The following is a 21,939-nucleotide window of genomic DNA, read 5'->3' as shown; positions in this document are numbered from 1 at the left end:
TCGTACGGACGGCTGTGACTGACGACGCGACCCTGTCTTCGTTTGGAACGGACGCAGACGACGACGCTGCGTCCGAGTCAGCGGCAGAGAACGGATCAGCGTTTGATTCTGAATCCGCACCCACATCGACGGCAGACTCTCAGACAGAAACAGACACAGGGGACGAGAAATCCGCCACTGACGCGACCACTATCGAACTCACCACCTCGCTTGCCACCTACGCGGTCCAACCTCCCGACAGCGAGTTCCCACACACCTGCACGGAGTGTGACGCAGAGAGTCGCCGCCTCTGGCGTGACGACGGCCAGTTCGTCTGCCCAGCGTGTAAGGTCTGGTAAGTACCGCCTGAGACTGTCTGTTGTGGTTCTGTACCGGAGGTCGCTCGCTCGGAGAGTCGACTTTCGGAAAAGCGCCACATGATCCGTCTACGTGGTGATATCAGTCGGTTTTCGGACGGATAGAGCGCCAGTCCCCCGAACATTTATATCTTCATCGCCGCTTTGTAAACCTGCAATGGCGAAAGGCACGGTTGCATTCTTCAACGACACCGGCGGTTACGGATTCATCGAGACCGAGGACGCGGACGAGGACGTGTTCTTCCACATGGAAGACGTTGGCGGACCTGACCTAGAAGAGGGCCAGGAAGTCGAGTTCGAGATCGAAGAGGCCGAGAAAGGGCCGCGCGCGACGAACGTCGAGCGCCTCTAGATCGGCGATACACACAGTATCATTTTCTGATTAGTACCTGCTGCGTAGCGCCGCCAGCGGTCATCTACGACCTGTCAAACGACGCCAGCAGGCCAAGCATACTTTATTGAAGCCGTCGTAGTACGGTACGAGACCCACTCACACAGAAAGCAGTCTGCGCGGATGATAGTCACCCGGAACGACACAAAGCATATATTCACGACCTGCGCAAGTCGGACAAACGAGATGAATCCGTGCTCCCCGCCTACGAACCACCCTCCCTCACCCACCTCGACCGATGACTGATGCTGACCCACCGACCGACATGGTACTCGAGACGACGCCGATTGACGCTGACGAGCAGACTGAGGAAATCGACCCCTTACCGCTCACACGCGTCGAGTCGATCGGTACCGACATCGAGGACAACGTCGCGCGCGTGATCGTCGGCCACGAGTCCGTCATCGAGCACGTCATCACCGCCCTCCTTGGCCGCGGACACGTGTTGCTCGACGACGTTCCCGGCGTCGGAAAGACGATGCTCGCGCGGTCGATTGCGACCTCGGTCGACTGTACGTTCCGCCGGATTCAGTTCACCCCGGATCTGTTGCCAACGGACGTGACCGGCGTGAACGTCTTCAACCAACAGACCCGCGAGTTCGAGTTCCAGCCCGGCCCTATCTTCGGCAATATCGTTCTCGGCGACGAGATCAACCGTGCACCGCCGAAGACACAATCTGCGCTCCTTGAGGCGATGGAAGAACAGCAGGTCACGGCTGACGGTGAAACGCGGTCACTCCCCTCGCCGTTCACCGTCATCGCAACGCAGAACGCCATCGAGCCGAACCGAACTTACGATCTTCCCTTTGCCGAACTCGATCGGTTCATGAAGAAACTGCATCTCGGCTATCCAGACCCCAAGGACGAAGCCGAACTGCTCGGCCGAACCGTCGGCACCCATCCGATCGAGGAACTCGAGTCCGTCACGGACCGCGAGACGCTGGTGCGTGCTCGGGAAACCGTCTCCCGCATCGAGGTGGCAGCGCCAGTTCGGGCGTACGTGACCCGGTTAGCAGGCTATACACGCGAAAACGCCCATATCGGTGCGAGTCCACGCGGAACGATCGCGTTACTCCGGGCGGCGCAGGCTCGCGCGGTCATCAATGGTCGCGACTACGTGACGCCGGACGACGTGCAGGCCGAAGCTGCCGTCGTGCTGAGCCACCGTGTGAAGACGAACAACCGCACACGGGACGGAAAAGCAATCGTCGCGGACGCACTCGAGCAGGTTCCGGTTGACGGATGACAGTGGCGATGATGGAGGTACCAGCACCAGTACCGGGACCGATAGCAGTACCAGGTACAACTACAGGAACAGCCACGACACCCACACCGCACACATGAGAGTCACTGCTCGCGGGTGGGTCGTCCTTGTTGCAATCGTCGGCTCGCTTGCAATGAGCTGGCAGTACGGTCCACGAGCACTGAACGCCATCGTCGCACCGCTGGTCATCGTCCTGGCTGCCAGCTTCCTCATCACGTTTCGGCGCGACCGACCGGCTGTCAGACGACAGCCCGTTGACGACGGCTTCGTCGGCGAGACACGCGAAATAGCGTTCGTCATCGAGACGGAGAGCGACATCGCCGCAACGGTTCGCGATGCGGTTGGGACGGGACTTCGACCGACGGCCACCGACGAGATGGACGAACTCTCGACACGTGCGATTCTCGACGGCGAGACGCACGTGAGCTACGAAGTCGAGCTCACCAGCCGTGGTGAACGTGCTGTCGGTCCCGTCTCGATCACCGTTAGCGATATTTTCGGACTGTTCGCACGCCGCTACGAGTACGACGAGCGAATTCAGATCACGGTGTATCCAGCGATCTGCAGCCTCGACGGCGAACTGGGACAGCGACTGCAAACCATCGCAGATGCAACAGCCCGCCGAAGCCGCAAAGAGTTCGACCACCTCCGGGAGTACCGCCGCGGTGACTCGCTGCGTGACGTCCACTGGAAGGCCGCCGCCAAACAGCCCGAGGACGATCTCGTCGTCACGGAGTACGCCGCCGACGAGGGACTCGGTTCGATCACCGTCGCTGCAGAGTGTCTCTCCGGCCGTGAGGACGACCTCGCGAGCGCAGTCGCGAGCGTCGTAACGGCAATTCACGAGGCGAACATTCAGGTTGGCCTCCTCGTCGACGGCACCGAACGCCAGCCCGACACCGGGCTGGACCACTACTACGACCTGCTCGGCGTCCTCGCCGCACTCGAGCCTCGCGCAGGGACAGCCACACTCACGGAGCAAGAACGCGCTGACGCCGATGTCTGCGTTGTGGCCGGGACGTCCGGCACGACCGTCATCATTGGGGAAGGGCACGCAGCCCACGGCGAGCGTGCACTCGAGTTCGAGTTCGAATTCGATCGACTTCGAAACGAGGGAGGTGCAGATCGAACGTCGGAACGAGGTCGCGGGCAGGGGAACAGGCACAGGCACGAACATGAACGCGACCAAGAACGGAGACGGGATCGCCAGCGCCAGGCGACGAACGGCCCTCACAACCACGACAATGGCACTGGGACGGGCACGGGAGAAGAATCGGGGGTGTTGCCGTGAGCACAGATACCGGCAGTGGTAGCGCCACCGGAACCAGCAGCGACCGCCGAAACGCGCGGACGATCTCGCTCGGTGTCACCGACACTGCATCCCAGTCCCGGTCGATCGGCCCCGACATGTTCCGTATCCTCGCGCTTGGCTGCGCGCTGTTGCTGATTGCGTCGTTCGTCCGCGTCCTCCACGAGGTGACCCAGGCCGTCGGCGGAACGCCGTCGCTGTTCGCACTCGTCGTCGGGATGCTCCTCGCCGGAACGCTACTGGCACGGCTGATCCGGCCACGAACCGCACTGCTCGCGGCGCTCACCGTCGCCGGTCTCGGCTTCGCCTACTACCTTGAGAGCAGCGGTGTCGGCGTCGGTATCGTGCTCTCACAGACCGGCGCGCTGGCCGCTGACATCGGTACGCTCGCGACCGGACACCAGCTCATCCGCACCGTCGAAGCCGGCATCTGGACGCTGGGTTTTGCCCCCGCGCCGGTGTTCCTCACGTGGTATCTCGCCCTCCGCGGTCGCTACGCGCTGAGTGTCCTCCCCGGCGGTTTCGCCCTCCTTTTCCTGGTGCTCACCGGTGACGCCAACCTCAACGTCACCCTGCTTGGCACGCTCGCCGGGCTGGGTGCAGTTGGCTTCGGTGAACTCGAGCGCCGCGGCGGCTCGATCAGCCAGGCCGACCTGCTTGCAGTCCTCTTTGCGCTCATCATCGTCCTCTCGCTGTCCGTCTCGTTCGTCCCCGGCGGTGATTCGGGGCCAGCGAGCATCGGGGCAACGGACGCGGGAACACTTGAGGGCACCATCGATTCGGCCGGTGAGCGCTCGGGGTTCACCGGGCAGGTCGACCTCTCACCGGAGGTTCGCTTTACGGTCGAATCGGAACGCCCCTCCTACTGGCGGACGGGCGTCTATGACCGGTTCACAGGGGACGAGTGGGTCCGAACTGGACAGGAACAGCCACTCGACGGGCCGATAAACGAGCCGCCGGGCGACCACGAGACGATGCAGCAACTCGTGACCGCGGAGACCGATATCGGCGTCATGCCGGTCGCGCCACAGCCGTTGTCGGTCACCGACGGCGCAGCGCAGTACGCAGAGGTCACCTCACACGGGCAGGTCCACCCCTCGACCACGTTGATCGAGGGTGACAGCTACGTCGCCGAGAGCGCCATCGTCGACCCCGGGCATGGCGAGCTCCAACAGGCAGGAACCGACTATCCCGAACACGTCAGGGATCGCTACCTGCAACAGCCCGAGGATACATCCGACGAATTTGCCGAGTACACCGCGAACGTAACGGCTGACGCCGAGACGCCGTACGAGAAGGCGGCGGCGATCGAGCACCACCTCCGGACGTCGAAGTCGTACTCGCTCGACGTCGACCAGCCGAGTGGCAACGTCGCCGAGGAGTTCCTCTTCGAGATGGACGAGGGCTACTGTATCTACTTCGCGACGACGATGACCCAGATGCTGCGCGCTGAGGAGGTGCCGACACGGTACGTCACCGGCTACACCAGTGGCCAGCAGGTTGACGACACCACCCACGTCGTCCGTGGACTCGACGCTCACGCCTGGGTCGAGGTCTACTTCCCCGATCACGGCTGGGTCGCCTTCGAACCGACGCCAAGCGGTGAACGCGACGATGTCCACGCCGACCAACTCGAGGACGCACGCGAAGATGGCGTCGAGAACGTCGACATCGAAGAGAGCGAAGACGTGCCGGTCCGCGAGGATGATGACGACGAAGACGAACAGGACGAACGTGATCCAGCAGATCCCGAAGAAGAGGACAACAATGAGACGAACGGTGACGAACGTGATCCAGAACCCGATCCTGATCCAGACCCAGAAAACGGAAACAATGGAACGACCGACGGAACCGATCCCGGCTCCGATGACGGCAGTGACACGGGCGACGAGCGCAGCGCACTCTCGCTTCCATTTACCGTCTCACGCGAACTGCTTGCACTCACAACAGTCGTCCTCATTGGGCTCGCAGCTGGCATCCATCGCACGGACGGCCGAAAGCGCCTCCAGCACCTCGTCGGCCTCTTCTGGCAACGATCGACTGACAACCCCGACGACGACGCGGCGCGCGCCTATCGCCGCCTCGAGCGACTGCTCGGCCGGACTCACCGAGCTCGGCGACCGGGTGAGTCAGCCCGGTCGTACGTCGCAGCGCTTCGGGACGAGGTCACGGGCGATGGTAAAGGCAGCCTGGATCCCGCAGACGATCGAATCGAGACGGTACTCGAGTCCTACGAGCGAGCCGTCTACGGCGGCGGTGTGAGCCGGCAAGAGGCAGCGAAGACGATCGAGGCCGTTGACGAACTTGCGCGCGAACAGTTGCCGATGGGTGGGATAGGTGCCGATACTGGCGATGGGGATGGCGGTGGTGGCAGTGGTGACGATAGCAGCGAGAACGGTGACAAGAGTACCTGTGACGATGACGACACCACCCACTCCGGGAACTGATCAGCGCTCGAGACGCTCCAAAATGAGTACCGTACGGGGTGGGTCACTCAAAAAGAACCACACGACAGCATGTAGGTCCCGATAGTGTTTAATATGGCCATTTCGTAGCAAGGAACGTAATGTCGGAAGTCTGCTCGACGTGCGGGCTGCCTGAGGAACTCTGCGTCTGTGAAGACGTGGCCAAGGGACAACAGCAACTCAACATCCGCATTGACGAGCGCAGATACGGTAAGGAGGTAACGATCGTCGAAGGATTCGATCCGAAGGACGTCGATCTGGACAGTCTCTCGTCGGATCTCAAGTCCAAGTTTGCCTGTGGCGGGACCGTCGAAGACGGTCAGATCGAGCTGCAGGGCAATCACACCGGACGCATCGAAGAGTTCCTTCGGGATCGCGGTTTCAACGTCGCCTAATGCCCGCGATGATCTGAGACGACTTCCGAACCCACGACGCAATGGCGACCGGCAACTCGCCGGTCTCGAATCGGACGATGAGTAACCGCGGCCCGGTATTTTCGCGGTGCCGAGCGGTGTCGTATGGGTCGTCTGACCCTTTCTTCGCGCTTGGAGAGTGGTTACGACGAGCGGCGCGACAACACCGACAGTTAGAACGGGGACTCTGCACCAGCGTCAGCGCTACTCTCACTGTTGGCACCACCGTCAGCACTCGCCTCGGTGCCACCGGAGACGAGCCCGAACTTCATACCGTACTTTTCGAGACCGCCAGCCATACTCTCGATCTGTGCATCCGCGGTTCCCTCGTACGAACTGAGCAGTTGGGCTGCCTGTACACTCGCCTTCCCGTGCGGACAGACGGTGACGATACGCGAGGCATCTTCGAGTTCCTCGACGCGACTCGTGAGTTCCTGGAAGGGCACGTTCTCGCTGCCGGGAATCTGGCTGTGGGAAAAACTGTGCTGATCGCGGATATCGACGATGCGAACGTCGGCGTCCGACTCGAGTAACTCCTTGACTTCGTCGGGAGAGATTTCGCCGTCCATTACGCTCGCGTTGGGCTGCCGGAAGAATAAGAGCATGGGTCGGATCGCAACCCGGACAGATTGTAGTGGGCTGTCTCCCCATTACGAACAGACCAGCGCGAGTGACAGACAGGGAGACCGCAACAAGGCGTTATCATCCTCGATTGCGTAGATATACGCATGGTAAGTGAATTGGTAACATATGAAGCGCTGTTCGGCGTCCAGCTCGTCGGTACGATGGTACTCGTCGCGGGGCTGTTCATGGGCGGGCTGACGATGACAACAGTCGCGGGCGGGCTCATCATCCTCGCGGCAATCGTCGGCCATGTCATCGCTGCAGTTCAGTTCGAACGCGACGAGTTTGTCGACGAACCAGGCGGAGAGCAAGATCACGGCCAGGATTCTGAACCGGCGGGCCACAGCGCAAGCCGGTAACGCGGTCGTACCTCATACTAGTCGCTGCGCTTGCCCAGTCCAACTTCCATATTACTCGACAACAGAGTCAGACAGCACCCCGTCCTCGTGAGCGAGCAAAAGCGCTGTCAGCGTTGCGTCGTTCGCCGGCTGCTCGCGTGCTCGCTTGAGTGCGTGGTCGACCGGCACGGTCGTCACCTCGAGAAACTCGTTCGAATCTAACTCACGTTCACCAGGAACCAGCCCGTCTGCGTAGACGATTCCCCGATCGTGTCGGAGTACTCCCGTCGCGACCGCATACTCCTGTAAGAGTACCGTACTCGTCGGTCGAAAGCCGGTCTCTTCCTCCAACTCCCGAGCCGCTGCCTCGGTGTAGGACTCCCCGTCCTCGACGATTCCCGCCGGGAGCTCGAGGTGCGTTTCGCGGATTGCTGGGCGGTACTGTTCGACGAAGAGGATGTGATCGCGGTTCTGCTGGGTGTCGACTGACTCGGACTCGGCCCCGGTCCCGAGTTCAACACTGGACGCCGACTCGAGTACTCGTCCATCGACGCATGCGACGATGACGACGGCTGGCGGGAGGTCGGCCCAGAAGTAGCGCTGGTCGCTTCCGTCGGGTTGTTCGAGCAGATCGTACCCACCGTCGTACCACGGTGTTTCGTACTCGGTCACTTCCTCGAGAAGCGTCCACTCGTCGGGTATCGTCATTGGTGGCGTATACCGGGTCAGAGCCGTAATAGGTGCGGGTTGCGTGCCGGAACGCATTTTTTCGGGCCGGACATGGCAGGAGATGGTGGAGAGTGAGATGTTCGACGACGAATTCGATGGAGTCCCGCGCGAGCAACAGACCATCCGTCTCTCAGCGGCTCGCTTCCAGTCGTTTCGCGACTGGGCGGTGAACGGAACGGCCTGTACGGGAGCCGCTCGAGTGTACGATGGAGACGGCAGAATCGCGCTCGTTTCGAATTGCTGGTCCGACGGGTGGGTGTTACCCGGTGGTGCCGTCGAATCCGGCGAAACGGTGCGTGCCGCTACGCGCCGCGAGGTCCGTGAGGAAACCGGACTGGATGCAACGATTCACGAGCCGCTGGTTGTGCTCGAGCAAACCTACCGCTCGGCGTCGACTGACGAGACGTACACTGGAACGTACGTCGTCTTTGCAGCCAGTGCCGACGGGCCACTCGCCGACGCCGAGAACCTGGGGATAACGCCAGCGGAAATCTCGGCCGCGTCGTGGTTCGAAACGCTTCCAACAGATCTCCACGATGGGGCGTTGCTCCGGCCGTATCTGTAGGAACGAGGGTAGCTGTAGGAACGAGGGTAGCTGTAGGAACGCTGGTTCGAGAACTAAAACAGTGCTTACGACTCGCTGCGCTCGACGTATTCGCGGTAGAGCCGTCCGAACGCCTGCCGGCGCAACGTCGAAACCGCCGCTTCTTCCTCGTTCTGGAACGTCGCGGCGACCGCCTCCTCGTCCGGCCCGGCATGCCAGACGACGCGGTCAACGTTCTCATTACCGATGACGGACACCTCACCTTCGTAGGACTCCCGCCAGTCGTCGAACTCCTCACGAGTACCGACGGTGACCGCGAGCGAACTCGCAAACAGCACGTCGCGTGCAGTCTCGACGACGTCGCTCGTGACGCGCTCGCCGTACTCCTCGCGGTCGAACGCCATTGCCTTGGCGACCTCGCGGACGACCGTCTGGGCCGTCGGCCCGGCGTCCGCATAGCGTTCGCGCGCGTCGTCCATCGACGAGAACGTCGCTGTTCCAACGGTGTGCATACCCATTTCTGGTGGCGGGAGCAAGTTACAAATTGCGTGTTTCCTCAACGCAGTTGTCTACTGGGAGTGAGGCCTAAAACTCGTCAGCTACTCGTCTGTCTCCGATTCCGAGGCCGCACCCGATTCTGTGCTGGTACTCGAGTCCTCCTCCTCATCTGATGCATTTTCGGCCATCTGTCGCGTCAGTTCGGAGGCTTCCTGCAGGACGTGTTCGGTTTCGGCGGTCATCGAGCCGCGGCCGCGCTGGCGGCTCTGACGGGCCAGGTCGGCTTCGAGGCCGGTTGGGCGGCCCTGGGTGTGGTCGTGACCATGACCATGACCGTGACCGTGGCCGTGGCTATGATCGTGACCAGCCCCACCCCGATTCCCACCCGACCCACCCTCGAACGACGGTGTCTCGATCTCCGGTGCGTGCTCTGCAACGACCTCACCAAGTTCCGGCGGTGAGCACTCCTCCCACTCTGGCGCGTGCTCGGCGAGCCACTCCTGGTGTTCCTGACGGCCGAGCGAGGCCGTAATCGCGAGATGATTCGCGAGGTGCTCCGCGTCGGCCTGTTCGGCCGCACAGACGGGGCAGGCGTATCCCATACCACCCACTAGGAGCGCGCGTAGTAAAACGGCCACGTCTCCAGCCGTAACTGGCGGATGCACCTCGTACTCGAGTATGAGAGGATGAGAGGATGAGCAGATAAGGGAGCGAGAGAGCAAGAGAACACATCCGGGACAACAGATACCGGGTTACTCGAGTTGGCGGACCATAATAATCGCGTCCTCGTCGTTGCCGTAGTAGCCGGGGACGTGTCGGATCGGTTCGAAGCCAAATTGGCGGTAGAGTCGTTTGGCCCCGTCATTGGTTCGGCGGACCTCGAGTTTGATCGAGTCGGCACCGTGGGCTGCGAGGATGGCGATCGACCGAGAGAGGAGCGCGGAGCCGACGCCCATTCCGCGTCGGTCGGGGTGAACGGCGATATCTTTGATGTGGCCGAGTTGGCGGCCGAACGAAGCGGAGACATCAGCGACGACGTAGCCGGCGATTTGGTCGTGGACGAGGGCGACGAGGAAACCAGGTTCGCCGAGGAACCGGTCGAACGCGTCGTACGGCCAGGGCTGGGAGAACGACTCGTTTTCGATTCGGACGACGGCGAGGAGGTCTGCCTGCTCGGCTGGACGAATAGCGAGGTCGTCGTCAGCGCCGTCGCCGTGACTTTCGGGTACCGGTACCGTCACAGAGTGTGCTACTATGCCGAGTGATAAAAGCGGTGTGTCTGGAAACCGATCGAAGAGGGAAAGACGTGACTTAGAGTCGTTCGAGCCGCTCGATTTCGGCGTCCGACCAGTCGTAGAAGTGCCGGTCGGTCTGCGTGAGGACGTCAACGCACTCGTTGTACCGTTCTCTCGCACGGTCGGCGAGCGGATCGTCCGGATTGTTTTCGATCCACTCACGGAGGTCGGCGAGGGCCCTCGGTGAGTAGGTGTCCATCCGATCCTGATGTTTCAGGATTTCGACCTTCCGACTCTCCTGACGGAGCGTGCGAGTCAGCGCCCAGAGGGCGATTCCCCAGAAGGCAAGCAACGTGAACGCGAGCATGCCAAGTACCTCGGCTGGAAGTGGCATCAGTCATCACCTCCGGTGACCTCTGTGGTACCCGGTTTCTCGCCACGACCCTCGACGACCGACATGATGGCGTAGCCGATGATCGGGAACAGGACGAGCACGAACATTCCAGCGATCATCTCTGGTTCACGGAAGTTCTCCCAGGCGAAGTAGCCCATGATGAACAGCATGACAGCCGGGATGACGTACTTGATGACTGGGTCCCACCACTTGCCGACGTAGATGCCGGCGTTGCGGTTGACCGCAAGCATGCGGAGTCGTTTGGGTCCGAGAACCCAGCCGATGACGCCGATGATCGCGAGCGTTGCAAGCGGCAGCCCCCAGTTTCCGAAGACGAAGTCGAGGAAGTCGAGGATGTCCGCGGAGTAGGCGCTCGGAATGCCAAGGAGCCAGATACCACCGCAGACGGCGAGCACCGTCTGTGTGCGATCGAGTCTGGTCTCCTCGCTCACGGTCGTCACGCTGACTTCGGTGATCAGCAGCCCGGACGTGAACGTTGCGAGGAAGAACCCGACGAAGAACAGGATCGCGACCAGTCCACCGAGCGGAATTTCGGGGAAGACCTGGACGAGCGAGACGAACGCGAGTCCGGCACCGGCGTCCGGTTCGACGCCGACGGCGAAGACGATCGGGAAGATCGCGAGCGCGGCGAGGATACCGATGCTCGACTCGCCGAGCGCCGTGAAGACGCCGCCGCCGAGCGGTACGTCGTCGTACTCACGCAGGTAACTGCCGACGGTCAGGGCGATCCCCCAGCCGAGCCCGGTCGAGAACAACGCCTGGCCGAGGGCGGCGATCCAGGTCTCGCTGGCGGCGAGTGCGCCCCAGTCGACGCTGAACATGAACGTAATCCCCTCACTTGCGCCGGGGAGCGTGAGCCCACGGATCGTCATCACGACGAGTGCGATGACGAGCGCCGGCACCGCGTAGACGACGAGCCGTTCGACGCCACGACGGATGCCGAGGATGAGGATCGCCGCAATCGACCCCATAACGATCGTGTGGAGGCCGATCATCAGTGCCGAGTTCGCGAAGAACGTGTCCATGAACGCGCCGGCTTCGAAGCCGCTCGCCGTGAACGTAAACAGCAGCGAGTGGACGGCGTAGTACAGCGTCCAGCCGATCAGCGGCGAGTAGTACGACATCAGCGCGATGTTCACCAGGAGGACGATGACACCGAGCCCGACCATCCCGCCGGGTCCGAGAACGTCCCGGAACGCGCCGATGACACCTTTGTTCGTATAGCGACCGAGCGCGACCTCAGCCATCAGGCCAGGGACTGCGAGCAGGAACAACAGGACCAGAAACGCGAGGACGAACGCGCCACCGCCGTTGTCTCCCATTACGTACGGGAATCGCCAGATGTTCCCGGCACCGACCATGGCACCGATCATCGCCATGAGGAACCCAAACCGTGTTCCCCACTCCGCTCGTGCAGTTTTTGCTGGTGCGTCTGCCATTATCTAACACCCACTGTGTCAATGCACTGTATCATCGTATAAGTATATTGCGCGCGGAACTGACATACAGCGGCAACAACTGATTTCTGCGGTACAAGACACCTATGCCGTTGTCCGAGGACGAATCTGCTAACTCGGGTCGTCGACGGTACACCAGTGCTACCAATCTCGCTACACAAACGTCACAGAGAACCACACGTCAGGTGGGCAAAGGGACCCGTTCAGACGGTACCCTAGCCCATCTCACGCGCTCTCGTCAGTGTCTTCGAATCCGCCTTCATTCTCGCTTTCCGCTCGTCAGCGGAGTTAGCCTCGGGAATTACTCCGCCGGAATGGCGTCCATCTCGTACGACTCCGTCAGCTCCTTCAACTCGTCGAGCGCCGCCTGTTCTTCACGGAGATTCTCCTCTAGCAGATCTGCTGCGTCGTCCATTCCGAGCTGATCCGCGAGCGGGATCAGATTACCGTAGGCCGCGATTTCGTAGTGTTCGGTCTTCTCCGCGGCTGCCATGCTGTGAAAGTCCATCACCTCCTGGGAGGGATCCATCGAGGCGAACTCCTCGTACTCCTCGATCAGACCCTTGATTCCCTCACACTCTTCTTTCTCGGGTGGCTCGCCGAACATCTCGAAGACCTCCTCCAGACGGTCGATTTGTTCTTCCGTCTCCGCACGGTGCTCTGCGAACGCCTCCGCAATCTCCTCGCGCTCCGTATTCGACTCCAGTTCGGAGAGCGCATCGAGGAGTTCGTGTTCTGCGTGGTAGATGTCTTCGAGGCCGTGCTCGAACAGGTCGTGGATGGTATCGACGGTCATGAGACGATCACGAACGGCTTCGCCAAGCGTGTGAAAAAGCGAGACGCCTGCCGTCGCAGGCGTCGTCTCAATAGATGGTTTTGTTTATAATCTTGCTATCAATTGAATTCTCTCCTAATTTTATTGTTCTATTTTAAAACCACCGAAACCCATACATATGAATAGGATATTATAAATTTAATAATATCTACAAAAATTATATATAATAAGGGATTGGTTATTAAAATGCATGAGCGATAACAAATCCAACAAGGGCGACGTGATCAAGTTAGATACCTCCAGGCGGCGATTGCTGAAAACATTCGGTGGAGCTGGAGTAGGGATTACAGGATTCAAGTCTGCAATAGAAACGGTAACTGGTGAATCTCACGATGGAGTCCCAGTTGTGTATACACGTGATAAACAAGGCAGGCCAGAACAAGTGCGATTGGTTCCGCAAGAGAGGTATAGACGCCTAAAAGTGTTTTGTGACCTGGATCAGCAATCTTTCTTTGAACACCATAGCAATGTTAATGAGATTACCCTTGTACAACATTCTGAGAAGGAAGAAGACATCGGTATTCAATTACAGGTGGACGAAAACAGCGCACGAGAACAACAGAAATTGCCAGATGAAATATACAACGTGCCTGTTTCTTATGAAGAAAAGTCTGTCGGATACTGCGGATTTGATGACGGAGATGACGGACCTTGTGACAATCCAAAAAATGAGGCACGCATTTGTGAACAATTCGATGGGTTAAAAGGCGGGTCACAAATAAGCGATATGAGTTCCTTCGGTACATTATGTTTAGTTGCAAAAGACAAAGATGAGGACTACAAGAAGATAATCACCGCAGAGCATGTAATGGATGAGTCAGCAAATAATATCCATCACCCTTCATACACATGTTCAAGTTCTAAAACTATAGGTGAATATGATGATGATGATACTGACGATGATATTTGGGCTGCAAAGCTAGATTCAGATTCGGCATCTGCGGATATCGGAGAAACAGTCGATGAGATTCCGAATATTACAGGATATTGGACGTGGGAAGGTTTGAGCGATTACACAATCAGGAATAGTGTACAATGTTTAGTCGCTGGTGCACGGACCAAAATAAAAGAAAATTACGCAAATAGTACTTCCTACACTGGATCCTATGTCGATCACCAAGTTGTATATGGGTCAGATAAAGCAGAGAAGGGTGACTCTGGTGCACCATATGTTGACTTCGATGGAAAATTAGTATCAATGAATAATGCATGCAGATATTCAGAGTATCCACCTGATGCATGGGATGTTGGGACGCAAGCAGAGTACGTCCTCGATGCTGTCAACGCAACACTTGATTGAATAGTAGTGTATGCAACGGCGAACATACCTGCAGACGATCAGTGTGTGTGGAACACTACTCCTGATAGGCTGCAATCAGGGCCACGAAGAACCTGTCGAAGAGTTCGTTACCCCTAGTAATACGTCTCTCGAGAACCCTGACCCACTACAAGGATACACATACGGTGACTTTTCGATCGAGGAAGATGGAGACCACTATTTCAGCATCGACCTCGATGAGGGAGAGACAGTAACAGCGTCACTGCAGTACACATACGATGACGGCCCACTCTCCCTCATACTCCGTCGTCAAGACGGATCAATTCTCGACCGCTCTGAGACGCAGGGCGACGGCGAAACAGTGTCAATGACAGCTGCGGAACCCGATAGCTACATACTCAACGTCTCATCCATGGCAACTAATACAAATACGTACACTATCGATATCGACATCGAGTAGCAGGCTAGTCAACGACCCCGTTTCGCCACCACTACACAACGATCACGTGGCGATCTGGCTCACTCTGCCTCCGCATCGACACGATCCGCATACGTCTCGAGTTCCCCCGCAAGCTCGCGCGCCTGATCCGGCGTTAACTCGAGTTCCTCCATGTGCTTGGGGAGGTGTTGCTCGGTGGCGTTGTCGAGTTCGAACTGGAGGCGGACGCAGTCGGGCTCCTCGCGGTCGGTCGTGGCGTTGAGGACGGCAACAGAGTCGAACTCGAACTCGTGGCCTTTCGCTGACGCCTCGACGTAGTCGAGCGTGGTGTAGGCGTTGACCCGCATCAGTCGGTCGGACATGGCTAGGGCCTCGCGCTACGGGCACTTAGGGACTTCCAACAGCTGGCAGTCTGTGTATACAACGGACTCAGTCGCGTTCTGTGAGAATATACGAGCAGTTGTTCACCGCGGATGCCGAGGGTGGGTACCGACGAGGGGAGCAAGTAGCAGACGTGGGCAGTACCCAAGACTCAGTCGTCGGATGGGATCGGCGTCCCGTCCGCGCGGGCAGGCGCAGGACTGTCGTCGAGTCCGTCTTCCTCCGCGTACGGGTACCAGGTCTGCTTGGTGTTGTGCATAAACGGATCCTCGTAGCTCGTCTCCTCGGGCTCGATGAGGTCGGCAAGTTCCTCGTCGTCGCGGGCAGCAACGAACTCACGGAAGCTCTCGCCGTCTTCACGCGCGTCGTCGAAGTTGGCGAGCAGATTCTCGATCGCACCCGGCACTTCGTCGGCCGGCACGCGGTCTGATACCCAGGAGGCAAACTGCGGATTCTCGCCGAGGCCACCACCGAGGCCGATGTCGAGCGCCTCGACCGGTTCGCCGTCCTTGCGGGTCTTCATGCCACGCAGGGAGACATCCGCGATCTGAGGCTGGGCACAGGATGCCGTACAGCCCGAGAGATGGATGTGGAAATCCTCGACGCCTTCAGGAAGCGAGACGTTGTCGACCAGCCAGCGCGAGAAACGCACCTGTCGGTTCTTCGTCTCGACGATCGAGAGCGAACAGAACTCGCTGCCAGTACAGGCGATCGACCCGCGCTGGAACGGGTGGGGATCCGGGCTGTACTCGTCGAAGACTGGGTTGTCGAGCAGCGCGTCGACTTTGTCGTCCTGCACGTCCGTCAGGATGATGTTCTGGCGCTGGGTCAAACGAACCTCACCGGAGGCGTGCTCCTCGGCTGCGTCGGCGATTTCGTAGCCGTCGTCGATTCCGAGGCGGCCCATGAGGACGTTCAATCCGATGTAGTTGTTCCCGTCGTCCTGCTCGTAAACGCCAACGTGATCGTGCTTCCCGTCCGCGTCGCCAGCGTTGTAGCTGTAGGAATGGCGCAGGTCTTCGCCTGCCGTCTCGAGTTTGAAGTCGATGTACTCCTCCTGAAGGACGTCACGAAGCTTCTCTGGCCCCCACTCGTCGACGAGGAACTTGATACGCGCGTTGTAGCGGTTTTCCCGGTCTCCGTGATCACGGAAGAGCGCGGAGATTCCTCCGGCGACCTCGACGGCCCGTTCCGGCGTCACGAAGACGTCAATATTCTTCGCGAACCGCGGCTCGTTGCGCGCCAGTCCGCCACCAACGCGGACGTTGTATCCCGTGACGGTTTCACCATCTATCACCTTCTCCGCAGGCTCGAACGCCAGATCGTTGATATCGCCCTGACCACAGCCCTCGTCACAGCCCGTGACGGAGACCTTCCACTTACGCGGCAGGTTCGAGTGCGCTTCGTTTTTCTTGAACGTGTCATGAAGATCGTCCGCGAGCGCGGCAGCATCGACGTGCTCGTGCTTGTCCTTCCCGGCGACCGGACAGCCGACGATGTTTCGCCAGGAGTCACCGCAGGCCTGGACCGTCGAGAGCCCGACGTCCTCGAGTGCCTCGAAGATGTCCGGTACGTCCTCGATTCGAATCCAGTGCAACTGGATCGCCTGACGCGTCGTCACGTCGAGCCAGCCGTTGCCGAACTCGGGGTTCGAGACCGGGCCACGGGCGTACTCGTCTGCGATCTCGACGATTCGGCGGAACTGGCCTGGCTCAAGCACGCCACCCGGCGGCCCAATCCGCATCATGAAGTACGACTCCTGTCCGGCCCGCTGGTGGTACAGACCGTACCACTTGAACCGCTCGAACCAGGCGTCCTTCTCGTCGTCCGGGATCGACTCCCAGCCGTCCTCGGCGAACCGCTCGATGTGGTCTCGAATGTCTGTGCCGTAGATTTCGTCCTTCCACTCCTCGACGTCAGTAGGCATTTGCTCACTAGATAGAGAGAGGGCCATATACGCCCGTGTGTCGCGTCAGACCCGGCCGCCTCTCACTGGTTGCGGAACATCTTGCCAGAGAAGAGGAATGTGAACACGAACCAATGGTTGGGACGCCAGCGAATAGAATTATCGGTCACCAGACGCAGCGACAGACGGTCTCTGTACCGACCCTGGTTCGTAGCGTTTGAATTCGCCGTCGACGATTCGACCGACCACGAGTGAGTCGATGCCGTCGCGCGTTCCACAGTCGATGCACATCCCGACAGCGTCCGCGATGACGTGTGTGTCGACACCGCGAAGATCGACACCGGAAAACGCCTCGAGCAGCACATGCGGGGTCTCACAGTTGCAGAACTCGTGCCCAGGAAGCGTCCAGATGTCGCTCACACCGACCTCTCGAGAGTCGTTGACGCTGATCCAGGCCCCATCGTCGAGCGTTCGCAGTGCGATGGTCATAGGCGGACTATGTGCTCGGTGACCCTCTGTGCATCGCTGGTCGCAACGTTGTGCATCGCCGATGACGGAGTTTGTCGAGGAAACCGCAGCACGTGGTCGTAATTTCGGGATTTTCACCGAATCAGACAGCGGCAATAATCCCCGCTAGGGGAGAGTACGGGTATCGCTTGCTTGCGAGAGGCTACTTATGCGGACCGCGTTCGTACTGGTGGGTATGACGAATGCGGCAGAACGGAGTCCGGAGTCAATCGAACAGGACGAAGAGCGAGACGATGCCCACCTGGATGACATCGAGGAAGGTGCAGGCTGCACCGAAATCTGGGAACACCTCGCCGAACAGCGCGAGGATGACGGGTGAACGAGCTCCGGTCTGTGAGGTAGCGACACTTTTAGCGTTCAAGGACATACACGGCACTAACTCATGACAGATCCCGGTCCCGGCGACACGTCTCGTGGACACCGCCGTGACGAGCGTGATCGCAGCCGGTCGATTCCGACCGATCGGGAATCCCCCGTCGGCGCGCCAGTTATCCGCGGTGACGAATCCGTCACCGGCCAGCACGCGACCCGGGCTGTGCAGTTTGATCCGGACGATCCGGACAGCCTTCAGGACGCCGCAGAGACCGTCGCACAGTTCGCAACGGGTGCCAGCGACGACGACCACCTCTACATGCTCCGCGGGGCCGCTGCCTGCGCAGCACTGGTTCGCGGCGAAGGATCGTACAAAGCTGCCGCCGAACGAGCCGGCGACGACGTCACCGTTTCGTTCATCCGGAAGTGGGCTCGCGTTCACGACCTCCCCCGATCCGTGCGCAAACAGGTCGCACTCGGACAGATCGCCCCCACTGCCGCCAAACACATCGCCCGCGTCGGCGGCGAGGCCCGACTCCTCCTCGCCTGGGCCGCCATCGACGACGATCTCACCGTCCGCGATGTCCGCAGCATCGCGAGCGCCGTCAACGACGGCACCTCGATCGAAAACGCACTCGCCACACACGGCTCCCAACTCGGTCGCCTCGAACTCACGCTCTCGCCAGCTAGCTACCGCGACCTCCGGCGACAAGCCTCTCTCGACGGCGTCGGTCCCGGTGAAATCGTCACGGCCGCACTTGAATCGTATCTCGAGTAACGAGCGGGTGCTTGAGTTTCAGCGTTCTAATATCGACTCATAGCCCGTCGTCCGGCACCGAAGAAAGAAACGTTTAACCACTACTCACCAATAGTGGAATACACGGGGCCGGTAGCTCAGTCTGGCAGAGCGTCTGGCTTTTAACCAGACGGTCGCGTGTTCAAATCGCGCCCGGCCCGTTTCCCTGTCACGAACAAATCCGTGAGCAACAGGTAACGGAACCAGCGCGATTCGAACGCAGGGAAAGGTCACGACAAGGCCACTCAAAATCGACACAGTCCGTTCGATAGCAGGTCACTATTCCAGGCCTGACGCCAGGTGACTGGACTCCGATTCTGTCTCACGAAAACAGCCACCTGGTGCTCGCGATAGGCCGCTTTCCTCCCCTCACCTGTAACCGGCCCCACCAGACGCACTAACTCGCACATCCGACCGTGCACAACGGGCAGACTGCGTAGATTCGCCTGCCGGATCTTGTGAGCCGCACGTTCGAACGAATCGCAGACATCCTGCTCTCGGAACCGGTCATGGTTGCATTCCTCGGCCAACTCCGCAGCGGCCAGCACCGACTGGATTGCCCAGCGAGCCACCCCACCAGTCTCGTCGGCGATCTACTCGAGTTGCTCGGTCGTTGCTGGCTGTCCAATCAGGCCGCGGTCGATTCTCGGCTCAAGAATATCCACAAGTTCGGCTTCGTCGTACTTGCGGAACTCGAGTTGTGCATCCGCAGCGAAGTTTGGCTCAACGTCGTCGCTGAGTCGGGCAAGCCACTCGACTTGCTGGTAGGCAATCGCGATCACCGAGCCATCTCCACCTCAAGGAGGTCGCCGAGGAAATTGAGCTCCGGAACCACGTCAGGCTGCTCAAGGAGCGCGCTACGAGACTGGTTCTGGTGGACGGTCCCAGTGCCCGGGTGCTTGTACACGATTTCGTGTGGCGTCGCCTCCGAGCACTCGATGCCAACCGACTGGTCGCTCGCCCGCTGGTAGAGATCGCGAAGCAGTCAACAAGTGGTTGCTGTCTTCCCGACACCAGAAGGGCCGTAGATGAGGACGACCTCTGCGCGACAGCCGTGAGTCGACGGCTCGAGGAGTCGCGAACGTGACTGGAGTTCCTCGTTCCGGTGGAGGATCGTGGTCTGGTATTCGTCGTCGAAGACCCACCGATCTTGAATCATACGTGACTGTTTCAATGGGTGATATAAAAGGGCTGACGGGGGTCATTTCGAAACAGTTCCGACAGAGTACGCCAGAAAGGGAAGGAGTTCTACAGTCCGGTCTGACTGTTCGTCGCACCGGTCACGGCCTCGAGAATCTCGGACCCAACGAAGCGCCACCGGTCAGCACTACTCCATTCGTACTCGGCCTTTTCGAGACTTGAGACATCACTATATCCGTGATCAATCGCACCAGTAGTCGATAGTTGAGCATCAACTGAATAGGTGTTAAAATAGGCAAACACTCATCTAGTCCTTTACTTCCGTAGTTATTATTTGGTTTCCTAGAAAAGAATTAATAGCAATCATGTATATTCACTAACTGCATATGTCGGAAGACACCCAGCCGACTCGGCGTAACGTGCTTAAAAAGGGAACGGCGGCAACAGCAGTTGCCCTCGGTGGTGTAGCTACCATTGGTGGGTCAGCATCAGCTTCAGAATCTGATGCAACGCCCTCTTCAGCTGATGGATCACTCTCCATAACAGGTTACGGTTCGTTCACTGTAGAGTTTGAAGGGAGCGGTATTGATGTAATATCTGATGGCAGGACCCTCACACTGGATGAAACGACGGCGTCTGGACTCTCGAAGGACGTGTCAATGGCTATCCAAACAGTGACCCGAATGAGTATGTGTTCATCAGATTTGACGAGCTTGACAAAGTGGTCTCAAGTGAATCAGATTCGGACGTGAACGTAAAGTTCAGACACTACTAACACACGCAAGCAGTTGCGGATAGAACCCATTATCAGTATTTTATAAAATTGATTGGTTCAACCTCGTAGAGGTCACCGAGGACATCTAGGTCCGGGAGGTGTCCACCTCGTTGAGGGCTGATCGCTCGAAATCGAGTAGAAAAGGAGCCGGTCCGTTACGGCCCGGTCTGACTGTTCGTCGCGCCGGTCACGGCCTCGAGGTCGACATCCTCGAGAGTCTCGGACCCGACGAAGCGCCACCGGTCAGCACTACTCCATTCGTACTCGGTCTTCTCGACACGGCCGTCCGACCGCGGCTCGTACGTAATCTTACGGTCGTACTGATTCTTGTAGCGCTCGATCACGTCGATGCCAGCCGACCGATCGCCGATCAGTTGGACACCTCCTCGAGCAGCGCTTCGGCGTAGTGGTCGAGATCCTCGCAGTTGGAGTGCCGAACAGCGAGTTCGGCAAGTCGTGTGCCGAGACCGCCAGAGCGACGATACCTTGACAATGTTTGACCGTCGACATTCGGCCGCTCGACGTCTTGGTCGTCACCAATTTCCGGAACGCCCTCAGTGCGTTCCCCACCGACGGGTTCCGGTTCGGTAGCGTACTCAACCTGCTCGGCTTGCTTCTTGAGATCGGGACGCTCGGTGATGTTCTGGACGGTGCCGTCAAGCGGAGTACCCTTGTAGGAGCGGCTCATGCCGCGACACCACCGTTAGCCGTCGCTATCACAGTACACGATTGATGATTACTACATGTTTGAGTGTTGGAAAAGTACTCATCAACCGCGTTGTGCGGTCGATGAATCCCACAACCCAGTTGGATTGTAAGGGATTTGGTATAAGCCAAGGGCCGGATTTGAACCGGCGGTAGGCGGCTCTGCAGGCCGCTGCGTTCGGCCGGACTCTGCCACCTTGGCGCAACTGATTGTTGTTACTGCGTTCGTTTAAGCATAGCGGTACGGCGTAGCCGTGATCCGCTGACTGCATACATGCAAAACGCCCCGCAGAGCGATGGCTCTGCAGGGCGTAAGTATAAGTTGAAGTATGAGTAGGGGCGGCGAATCGGCTCTCCCAGAGGGTCTCCCACTCCAGTACTCACCAATACGCAGGCGGGCTTATNGGGAGGAACCCCGCCGCGATGGCCGCCTAAACGCCGATCAGCGGAATCGAACCGCCGTCAAACCGTAATCGGTGGTCTCTCCTGACCGTGTTGTACGTGTAGTCCAGTTTACGTCCGGACCCGTTCTCGCGTCACGGATCCAATGCGATGTAATGTATGAATGTGTGGCTTGGCCGATTAGTGCTCGCGGGCTCAACACCTCGTTGCCTTGGTGCGTACACCCCGAGTCTATCGATCTCGTCTTCTACGAGTGGCCTCAATGGTTCCTCTTTTCCAGGTGGGTTTCGAGCTTAGATGCGTTCAGCTCTTACCCCGTGGTGCGTGGCTGCCCGGCACGTGCTCTTTCGAACAGCCGGTACACCAGTGGCACCCATTCGTAGTTCCTCTCGTACTATACGAA

General features: G+C 59.3%; 29 protein-coding genes, 2 tRNA genes and 2 rRNA genes. 14 read left to right on the top strand and 19 right to left on the bottom strand.

Translation table 11 applies throughout. From position 1 onward, the window contains the following. Positions 1 to 14: 14 nt before the first annotated feature. The 6 genes from C482_RS05605 to yciH all read left to right on the top strand — a co-directional run bounded on the left by C482_RS05605 (position 15) and on the right by yciH (position 6,180). Positions 15 to 338 (top strand): DUF7573 domain-containing protein, encoded by a 324-nt coding sequence (locus C482_RS05605; RefSeq protein ID WP_006166535.1) that lies wholly within the window; start codon positions 15 to 17, stop codon positions 336 to 338. A 175-nt stretch (positions 339 to 513) separates the two neighbouring features. Beyond that, positions 514 to 708: a cold-shock protein gene (locus C482_RS05600; RefSeq protein WP_006166534.1), complete on the top strand. Its 195-nt coding sequence runs from the start codon at positions 514 to 516 to the stop codon at positions 706 to 708. A gap of 277 nt (positions 709 to 985) precedes the next feature. Further along, positions 986 to 1,993, top strand: a complete 1,008-nt coding sequence (locus C482_RS05595) for an AAA family ATPase (protein ID WP_006166533.1) — start codon at positions 986 to 988, stop codon at positions 1,991 to 1,993. A 94-nt stretch (positions 1,994 to 2,087) separates the two neighbouring features. Beyond that, on the top strand, positions 2,088 to 3,302 hold the full coding sequence (locus C482_RS05590) for a DUF58 domain-containing protein (RefSeq protein WP_006166532.1): 1,215 nt from the start codon (positions 2,088 to 2,090) through the stop codon (positions 3,300 to 3,302). After that, positions 3,299 to 5,767: a transglutaminase TgpA family protein gene (locus C482_RS05585; RefSeq protein ID WP_006166531.1), complete on the top strand. Its 2,469-nt coding sequence runs from the start codon at positions 3,299 to 3,301 to the stop codon at positions 5,765 to 5,767. The genes C482_RS05590 and C482_RS05585 overlap by 4 nt, the downstream gene beginning before the upstream one ends. A gap of 119 nt (positions 5,768 to 5,886) precedes the next feature. Continuing rightward, complete coding sequence (gene yciH, locus C482_RS05580) at positions 5,887 to 6,180, top strand: stress response translation initiation inhibitor YciH (protein ID WP_004217450.1); 294 nt, start codon at positions 5,887 to 5,889, stop codon at positions 6,178 to 6,180. A gap of 191 nt (positions 6,181 to 6,371) precedes the next feature. Here yciH and C482_RS05575 read toward each other — a convergent pair whose 3' ends face one another. Further along, positions 6,372 to 6,767: a rhodanese-like domain-containing protein gene (locus C482_RS05575; protein WP_006166530.1), complete on the bottom strand. Its 396-nt coding sequence runs from the start codon at positions 6,765 to 6,767 to the stop codon at positions 6,372 to 6,374. Positions 6,768 to 6,926: 159 nt separating this feature from the next. On the opposite strand from C482_RS05575, the gene C482_RS05570 reads away from it, so the two are divergent. Then, positions 6,927 to 7,181, top strand: coding sequence for a hypothetical protein (locus C482_RS05570; RefSeq protein WP_006166529.1), 255 nt, complete (start codon positions 6,927 to 6,929; stop codon positions 7,179 to 7,181). Positions 7,182 to 7,232: 51 nt separating this feature from the next. Here the strand turns inward: C482_RS05570 and C482_RS05565 are convergent, their stop codons facing one another. After that, positions 7,233 to 7,868, bottom strand: coding sequence for an NUDIX hydrolase (locus C482_RS05565; RefSeq protein ID WP_006166528.1), 636 nt, complete (start codon positions 7,866 to 7,868; stop codon positions 7,233 to 7,235). A 97-nt stretch (positions 7,869 to 7,965) separates the two neighbouring features. Between C482_RS05565 and C482_RS05560 the strand changes: the two genes are divergently transcribed. Then, entirely contained in the window at positions 7,966 to 8,454 is a 489-nt protein-coding gene (locus C482_RS05560) for an NUDIX hydrolase (RefSeq protein WP_049896510.1), read from the top strand. 65 nt (positions 8,455 to 8,519) lie between these two features. Here C482_RS05560 and C482_RS05555 read toward each other — a convergent pair whose 3' ends face one another. The 6 genes from C482_RS05555 to C482_RS05530 all read right to left on the bottom strand — a co-directional run bounded on the left by C482_RS05555 (position 8,520) and on the right by C482_RS05530 (position 12,834). Further along, the gene (locus C482_RS05555; RefSeq protein ID WP_049896509.1) at positions 8,520 to 8,945 is read right to left on the bottom strand and encodes a DUF5809 family protein; all 426 of its coding nucleotides are present in this window, start codon (positions 8,943 to 8,945) and stop codon (positions 8,520 to 8,522) included. An 87-nt stretch (positions 8,946 to 9,032) separates the two neighbouring features. After that, positions 9,033 to 9,533 (bottom strand): DUF5810 domain-containing protein, encoded by a 501-nt coding sequence (locus C482_RS05550; RefSeq protein WP_006166525.1) that lies wholly within the window; start codon positions 9,531 to 9,533, stop codon positions 9,033 to 9,035. A gap of 150 nt (positions 9,534 to 9,683) precedes the next feature. Further along, positions 9,684 to 10,172, bottom strand: coding sequence for a ribosomal protein S18-alanine N-acetyltransferase (gene rimI, locus C482_RS05545; protein ID WP_006166524.1), 489 nt, complete (start codon positions 10,170 to 10,172; stop codon positions 9,684 to 9,686). 70 nt (positions 10,173 to 10,242) lie between these two features. Then, on the bottom strand, positions 10,243 to 10,560 hold the full coding sequence (locus tag C482_RS05540) for a hypothetical protein (RefSeq protein ID WP_006166523.1): 318 nt from the start codon (positions 10,558 to 10,560) through the stop codon (positions 10,243 to 10,245). Continuing rightward, complete coding sequence (locus tag C482_RS05535) at positions 10,560 to 12,020, bottom strand: sodium-dependent transporter (protein ID WP_083858587.1); 1,461 nt, start codon at positions 12,018 to 12,020, stop codon at positions 10,560 to 10,562. Before C482_RS05535 ends, C482_RS05540 begins: the two co-directional genes overlap by 1 nt. A gap of 319 nt (positions 12,021 to 12,339) precedes the next feature. Next, the gene (locus C482_RS05530) at positions 12,340 to 12,834 is read right to left on the bottom strand and encodes a ferritin-like domain-containing protein (protein ID WP_006166521.1); all 495 of its coding nucleotides are present in this window, start codon (positions 12,832 to 12,834) and stop codon (positions 12,340 to 12,342) included. A gap of 229 nt (positions 12,835 to 13,063) precedes the next feature. Here C482_RS05530 and C482_RS21080 point away from each other — a divergent pair, with 229 nt between their 5' ends. Then, positions 13,064 to 14,173 (top strand): hypothetical protein, encoded by a 1,110-nt coding sequence (locus C482_RS21080; protein WP_152421975.1) that lies wholly within the window; start codon positions 13,064 to 13,066, stop codon positions 14,171 to 14,173. A gap of 10 nt (positions 14,174 to 14,183) precedes the next feature. Further along, positions 14,184 to 14,612, top strand: coding sequence for a hypothetical protein (locus C482_RS05520; protein ID WP_006166519.1), 429 nt, complete (start codon positions 14,184 to 14,186; stop codon positions 14,610 to 14,612). A gap of 59 nt (positions 14,613 to 14,671) precedes the next feature. On the opposite strand, the gene C482_RS05515 is transcribed toward C482_RS05520, so the two are convergent. The 3 genes from C482_RS05515 to C482_RS05505 form a co-directional block, all read right to left on the bottom strand. Beyond that, on the bottom strand, positions 14,672 to 14,953 hold the full coding sequence (locus C482_RS05515; RefSeq protein ID WP_049896508.1) for a DUF6360 family protein: 282 nt from the start codon (positions 14,951 to 14,953) through the stop codon (positions 14,672 to 14,674). A 170-nt stretch (positions 14,954 to 15,123) separates the two neighbouring features. After that, entirely contained in the window at positions 15,124 to 16,899 is a 1,776-nt protein-coding gene (locus C482_RS05510; RefSeq protein ID WP_006166517.1) for a nitrite/sulfite reductase, read from the bottom strand. Positions 16,900 to 17,037: 138 nt separating this feature from the next. Further along, positions 17,038 to 17,367: a hypothetical protein gene (locus C482_RS05505; RefSeq protein ID WP_006166516.1), complete on the bottom strand. Its 330-nt coding sequence runs from the start codon at positions 17,365 to 17,367 to the stop codon at positions 17,038 to 17,040. A 214-nt stretch (positions 17,368 to 17,581) separates the two neighbouring features. On the opposite strand from C482_RS05505, the gene C482_RS21745 reads away from it, so the two are divergent. The 3 genes from C482_RS21745 to C482_RS05495 all read left to right on the top strand — a co-directional run bounded on the left by C482_RS21745 (position 17,582) and on the right by C482_RS05495 (position 18,675). Next, a complete protein-coding gene (locus C482_RS21745; protein WP_169317620.1) occupies positions 17,582 to 17,725 on the top strand; it encodes a hypothetical protein in 144 nt (47 codons plus the stop codon). 63 nt (positions 17,726 to 17,788) lie between these two features. Beyond that, entirely contained in the window at positions 17,789 to 18,496 is a 708-nt protein-coding gene (locus C482_RS05500; protein ID WP_006166514.1) for a DUF7119 family protein, read from the top strand. Between the two features lie 105 nt (positions 18,497 to 18,601). Then, positions 18,602 to 18,675: transfer RNA gene (locus C482_RS05495), tRNA-Lys, on the top strand. Positions 18,676 to 19,107: 432 nt separating this feature from the next. On the opposite strand, the gene C482_RS22255 is transcribed toward C482_RS05495, so the two are convergent. From C482_RS22255 to C482_RS22250, 3 genes are all read right to left on the bottom strand, one after another. Next, on the bottom strand, positions 19,108 to 19,296 hold the full coding sequence (locus tag C482_RS22255) for a hypothetical protein (protein WP_006166513.1): 189 nt from the start codon (positions 19,294 to 19,296) through the stop codon (positions 19,108 to 19,110). Then, entirely contained in the window at positions 19,293 to 19,421 is a 129-nt protein-coding gene (locus C482_RS22615; protein WP_006166512.1) for a hypothetical protein, read from the bottom strand. The genes C482_RS22255 and C482_RS22615 overlap by 4 nt, the downstream gene beginning before the upstream one ends. A gap of 78 nt (positions 19,422 to 19,499) precedes the next feature. After that, positions 19,500 to 19,673, bottom strand: a complete 174-nt coding sequence (locus tag C482_RS22250) for a hypothetical protein (RefSeq protein WP_006166511.1) — start codon at positions 19,671 to 19,673, stop codon at positions 19,500 to 19,502. A 367-nt stretch (positions 19,674 to 20,040) separates the two neighbouring features. On the opposite strand from C482_RS22250, the gene C482_RS21075 reads away from it, so the two are divergent. Further along, positions 20,041 to 20,406, top strand: coding sequence for a hypothetical protein (locus tag C482_RS21075; protein WP_152421974.1), 366 nt, complete (start codon positions 20,041 to 20,043; stop codon positions 20,404 to 20,406). Between the two features lie 178 nt (positions 20,407 to 20,584). Here the strand turns inward: C482_RS21075 and C482_RS05485 are convergent, their stop codons facing one another. From C482_RS05485 to C482_RS22015, 5 genes are all read right to left on the bottom strand, one after another. Next, complete coding sequence (locus C482_RS05485; protein WP_006166510.1) at positions 20,585 to 20,773, bottom strand: hypothetical protein; 189 nt, start codon at positions 20,771 to 20,773, stop codon at positions 20,585 to 20,587. Positions 20,774 to 20,799: 26 nt separating this feature from the next. Further along, entirely contained in the window at positions 20,800 to 21,117 is a 318-nt protein-coding gene (locus C482_RS22245) for a hypothetical protein (protein WP_006166509.1), read from the bottom strand. 143 nt (positions 21,118 to 21,260) lie between these two features. After that, positions 21,261 to 21,336, bottom strand: a tRNA-Cys gene (locus C482_RS05475). 132 nt (positions 21,337 to 21,468) lie between these two features. Next, positions 21,469 to 21,569 (bottom strand): 5S ribosomal RNA (gene rrf, locus C482_RS05470). A gap of 127 nt (positions 21,570 to 21,696) precedes the next feature. Further along, positions 21,697 to 21,939 (bottom strand): 23S ribosomal RNA (locus C482_RS22015); the annotation flags it as partial.

This window comes from Natrialba chahannaoensis JCM 10990, from assembly GCF_000337135.1.
Classification (GTDB): Archaea; Halobacteriota; Halobacteria; order Halobacteriales; family Natrialbaceae; genus Natrialba; species Natrialba chahannaoensis.
The sequence above is the reverse complement of the archived record's forward strand: the minus strand, read 5'-3'. Positions and strand labels throughout refer to the sequence as shown.

What these genes read in the sequence shown, in the direction of transcription:
- C482_RS05550 (WP_006166525.1), bottom strand. Translation starts at nt 9,533, where the DNA reads ATGGGATACGCCTGCCCCGTCTGTGCGGCCGAACAGGCCGACGCGGAG.
- C482_RS05575 (WP_006166530.1), bottom strand. Translation starts at nt 6,767, where the DNA reads ATGGACGGCGAAATCTCTCCCGACGAAGTCAAGGAGTTACTCGAGTCG.
- C482_RS21075 (WP_152421974.1), top strand. Translation starts at nt 20,041, where the DNA reads ATGTCGGAAGACACCCAGCCGACTCGGCGTAACGTGCTTAAAAAGGGA.
- C482_RS22245 (WP_006166509.1), bottom strand. Translation starts at nt 21,117, where the DNA reads ATGAGCCGCTCCTACAAGGGTACTCCGCTTGACGGCACCGTCCAGAAC.
- C482_RS05590 (WP_006166532.1), top strand. Translation starts at nt 2,088, where the DNA reads ATGAGAGTCACTGCTCGCGGGTGGGTCGTCCTTGTTGCAATCGTCGGC.
- C482_RS05505 (WP_006166516.1), bottom strand. Translation starts at nt 17,367, where the DNA reads ATGACCATCGCACTGCGAACGCTCGACGATGGGGCCTGGATCAGCGTC.
- C482_RS05500 (WP_006166514.1), top strand. Translation starts at nt 17,789, where the DNA reads ATGACAGATCCCGGTCCCGGCGACACGTCTCGTGGACACCGCCGTGAC.
- C482_RS05520 (WP_006166519.1), top strand. Translation starts at nt 14,184, where the DNA reads ATGCAACGGCGAACATACCTGCAGACGATCAGTGTGTGTGGAACACTA.
- C482_RS05555 (WP_049896509.1), bottom strand. Translation starts at nt 8,945, where the DNA reads ATGCACACCGTTGGAACAGCGACGTTCTCGTCGATGGACGACGCGCGC.
- C482_RS05565 (WP_006166528.1), bottom strand. Translation starts at nt 7,868, where the DNA reads ATGACGATACCCGACGAGTGGACGCTTCTCGAGGAAGTGACCGAGTAC.
- C482_RS05515 (WP_049896508.1), bottom strand. Translation starts at nt 14,953, where the DNA reads ATGTCCGACCGACTGATGCGGGTCAACGCCTACACCACGCTCGACTAC.
- C482_RS05540 (WP_006166523.1), bottom strand. Translation starts at nt 10,560, where the DNA reads ATGCCACTTCCAGCCGAGGTACTTGGCATGCTCGCGTTCACGTTGCTT.
- C482_RS05595 (WP_006166533.1), top strand. Translation starts at nt 986, where the DNA reads ATGACTGATGCTGACCCACCGACCGACATGGTACTCGAGACGACGCCG.
- C482_RS05570 (WP_006166529.1), top strand. Translation starts at nt 6,927, where the DNA reads ATGGTAAGTGAATTGGTAACATATGAAGCGCTGTTCGGCGTCCAGCTC.
- yciH (WP_004217450.1), top strand. Translation starts at nt 5,887, where the DNA reads ATGTCGGAAGTCTGCTCGACGTGCGGGCTGCCTGAGGAACTCTGCGTC.
- C482_RS05600 (WP_006166534.1), top strand. Translation starts at nt 514, where the DNA reads ATGGCGAAAGGCACGGTTGCATTCTTCAACGACACCGGCGGTTACGGA.
- C482_RS05535 (WP_083858587.1), bottom strand. Translation starts at nt 12,020, where the DNA reads ATGGCAGACGCACCAGCAAAAACTGCACGAGCGGAGTGGGGAACACGG.
- C482_RS05530 (WP_006166521.1), bottom strand. Translation starts at nt 12,834, where the DNA reads ATGACCGTCGATACCATCCACGACCTGTTCGAGCACGGCCTCGAAGAC.
- C482_RS05510 (WP_006166517.1), bottom strand. Translation starts at nt 16,899, where the DNA reads ATGCCTACTGACGTCGAGGAGTGGAAGGACGAAATCTACGGCACAGAC.
- C482_RS22250 (WP_006166511.1), bottom strand. Translation starts at nt 19,673, where the DNA reads ATGATTCAAGATCGGTGGGTCTTCGACGACGAATACCAGACCACGATC.
- C482_RS21080 (WP_152421975.1), top strand. Translation starts at nt 13,064, where the DNA reads ATGAGCGATAACAAATCCAACAAGGGCGACGTGATCAAGTTAGATACC.
- C482_RS21745 (WP_169317620.1), top strand. Translation starts at nt 17,582, where the DNA reads ATGACGAATGCGGCAGAACGGAGTCCGGAGTCAATCGAACAGGACGAA.
- C482_RS05560 (WP_049896510.1), top strand. Translation starts at nt 7,966, where the DNA reads ATGTTCGACGACGAATTCGATGGAGTCCCGCGCGAGCAACAGACCATC.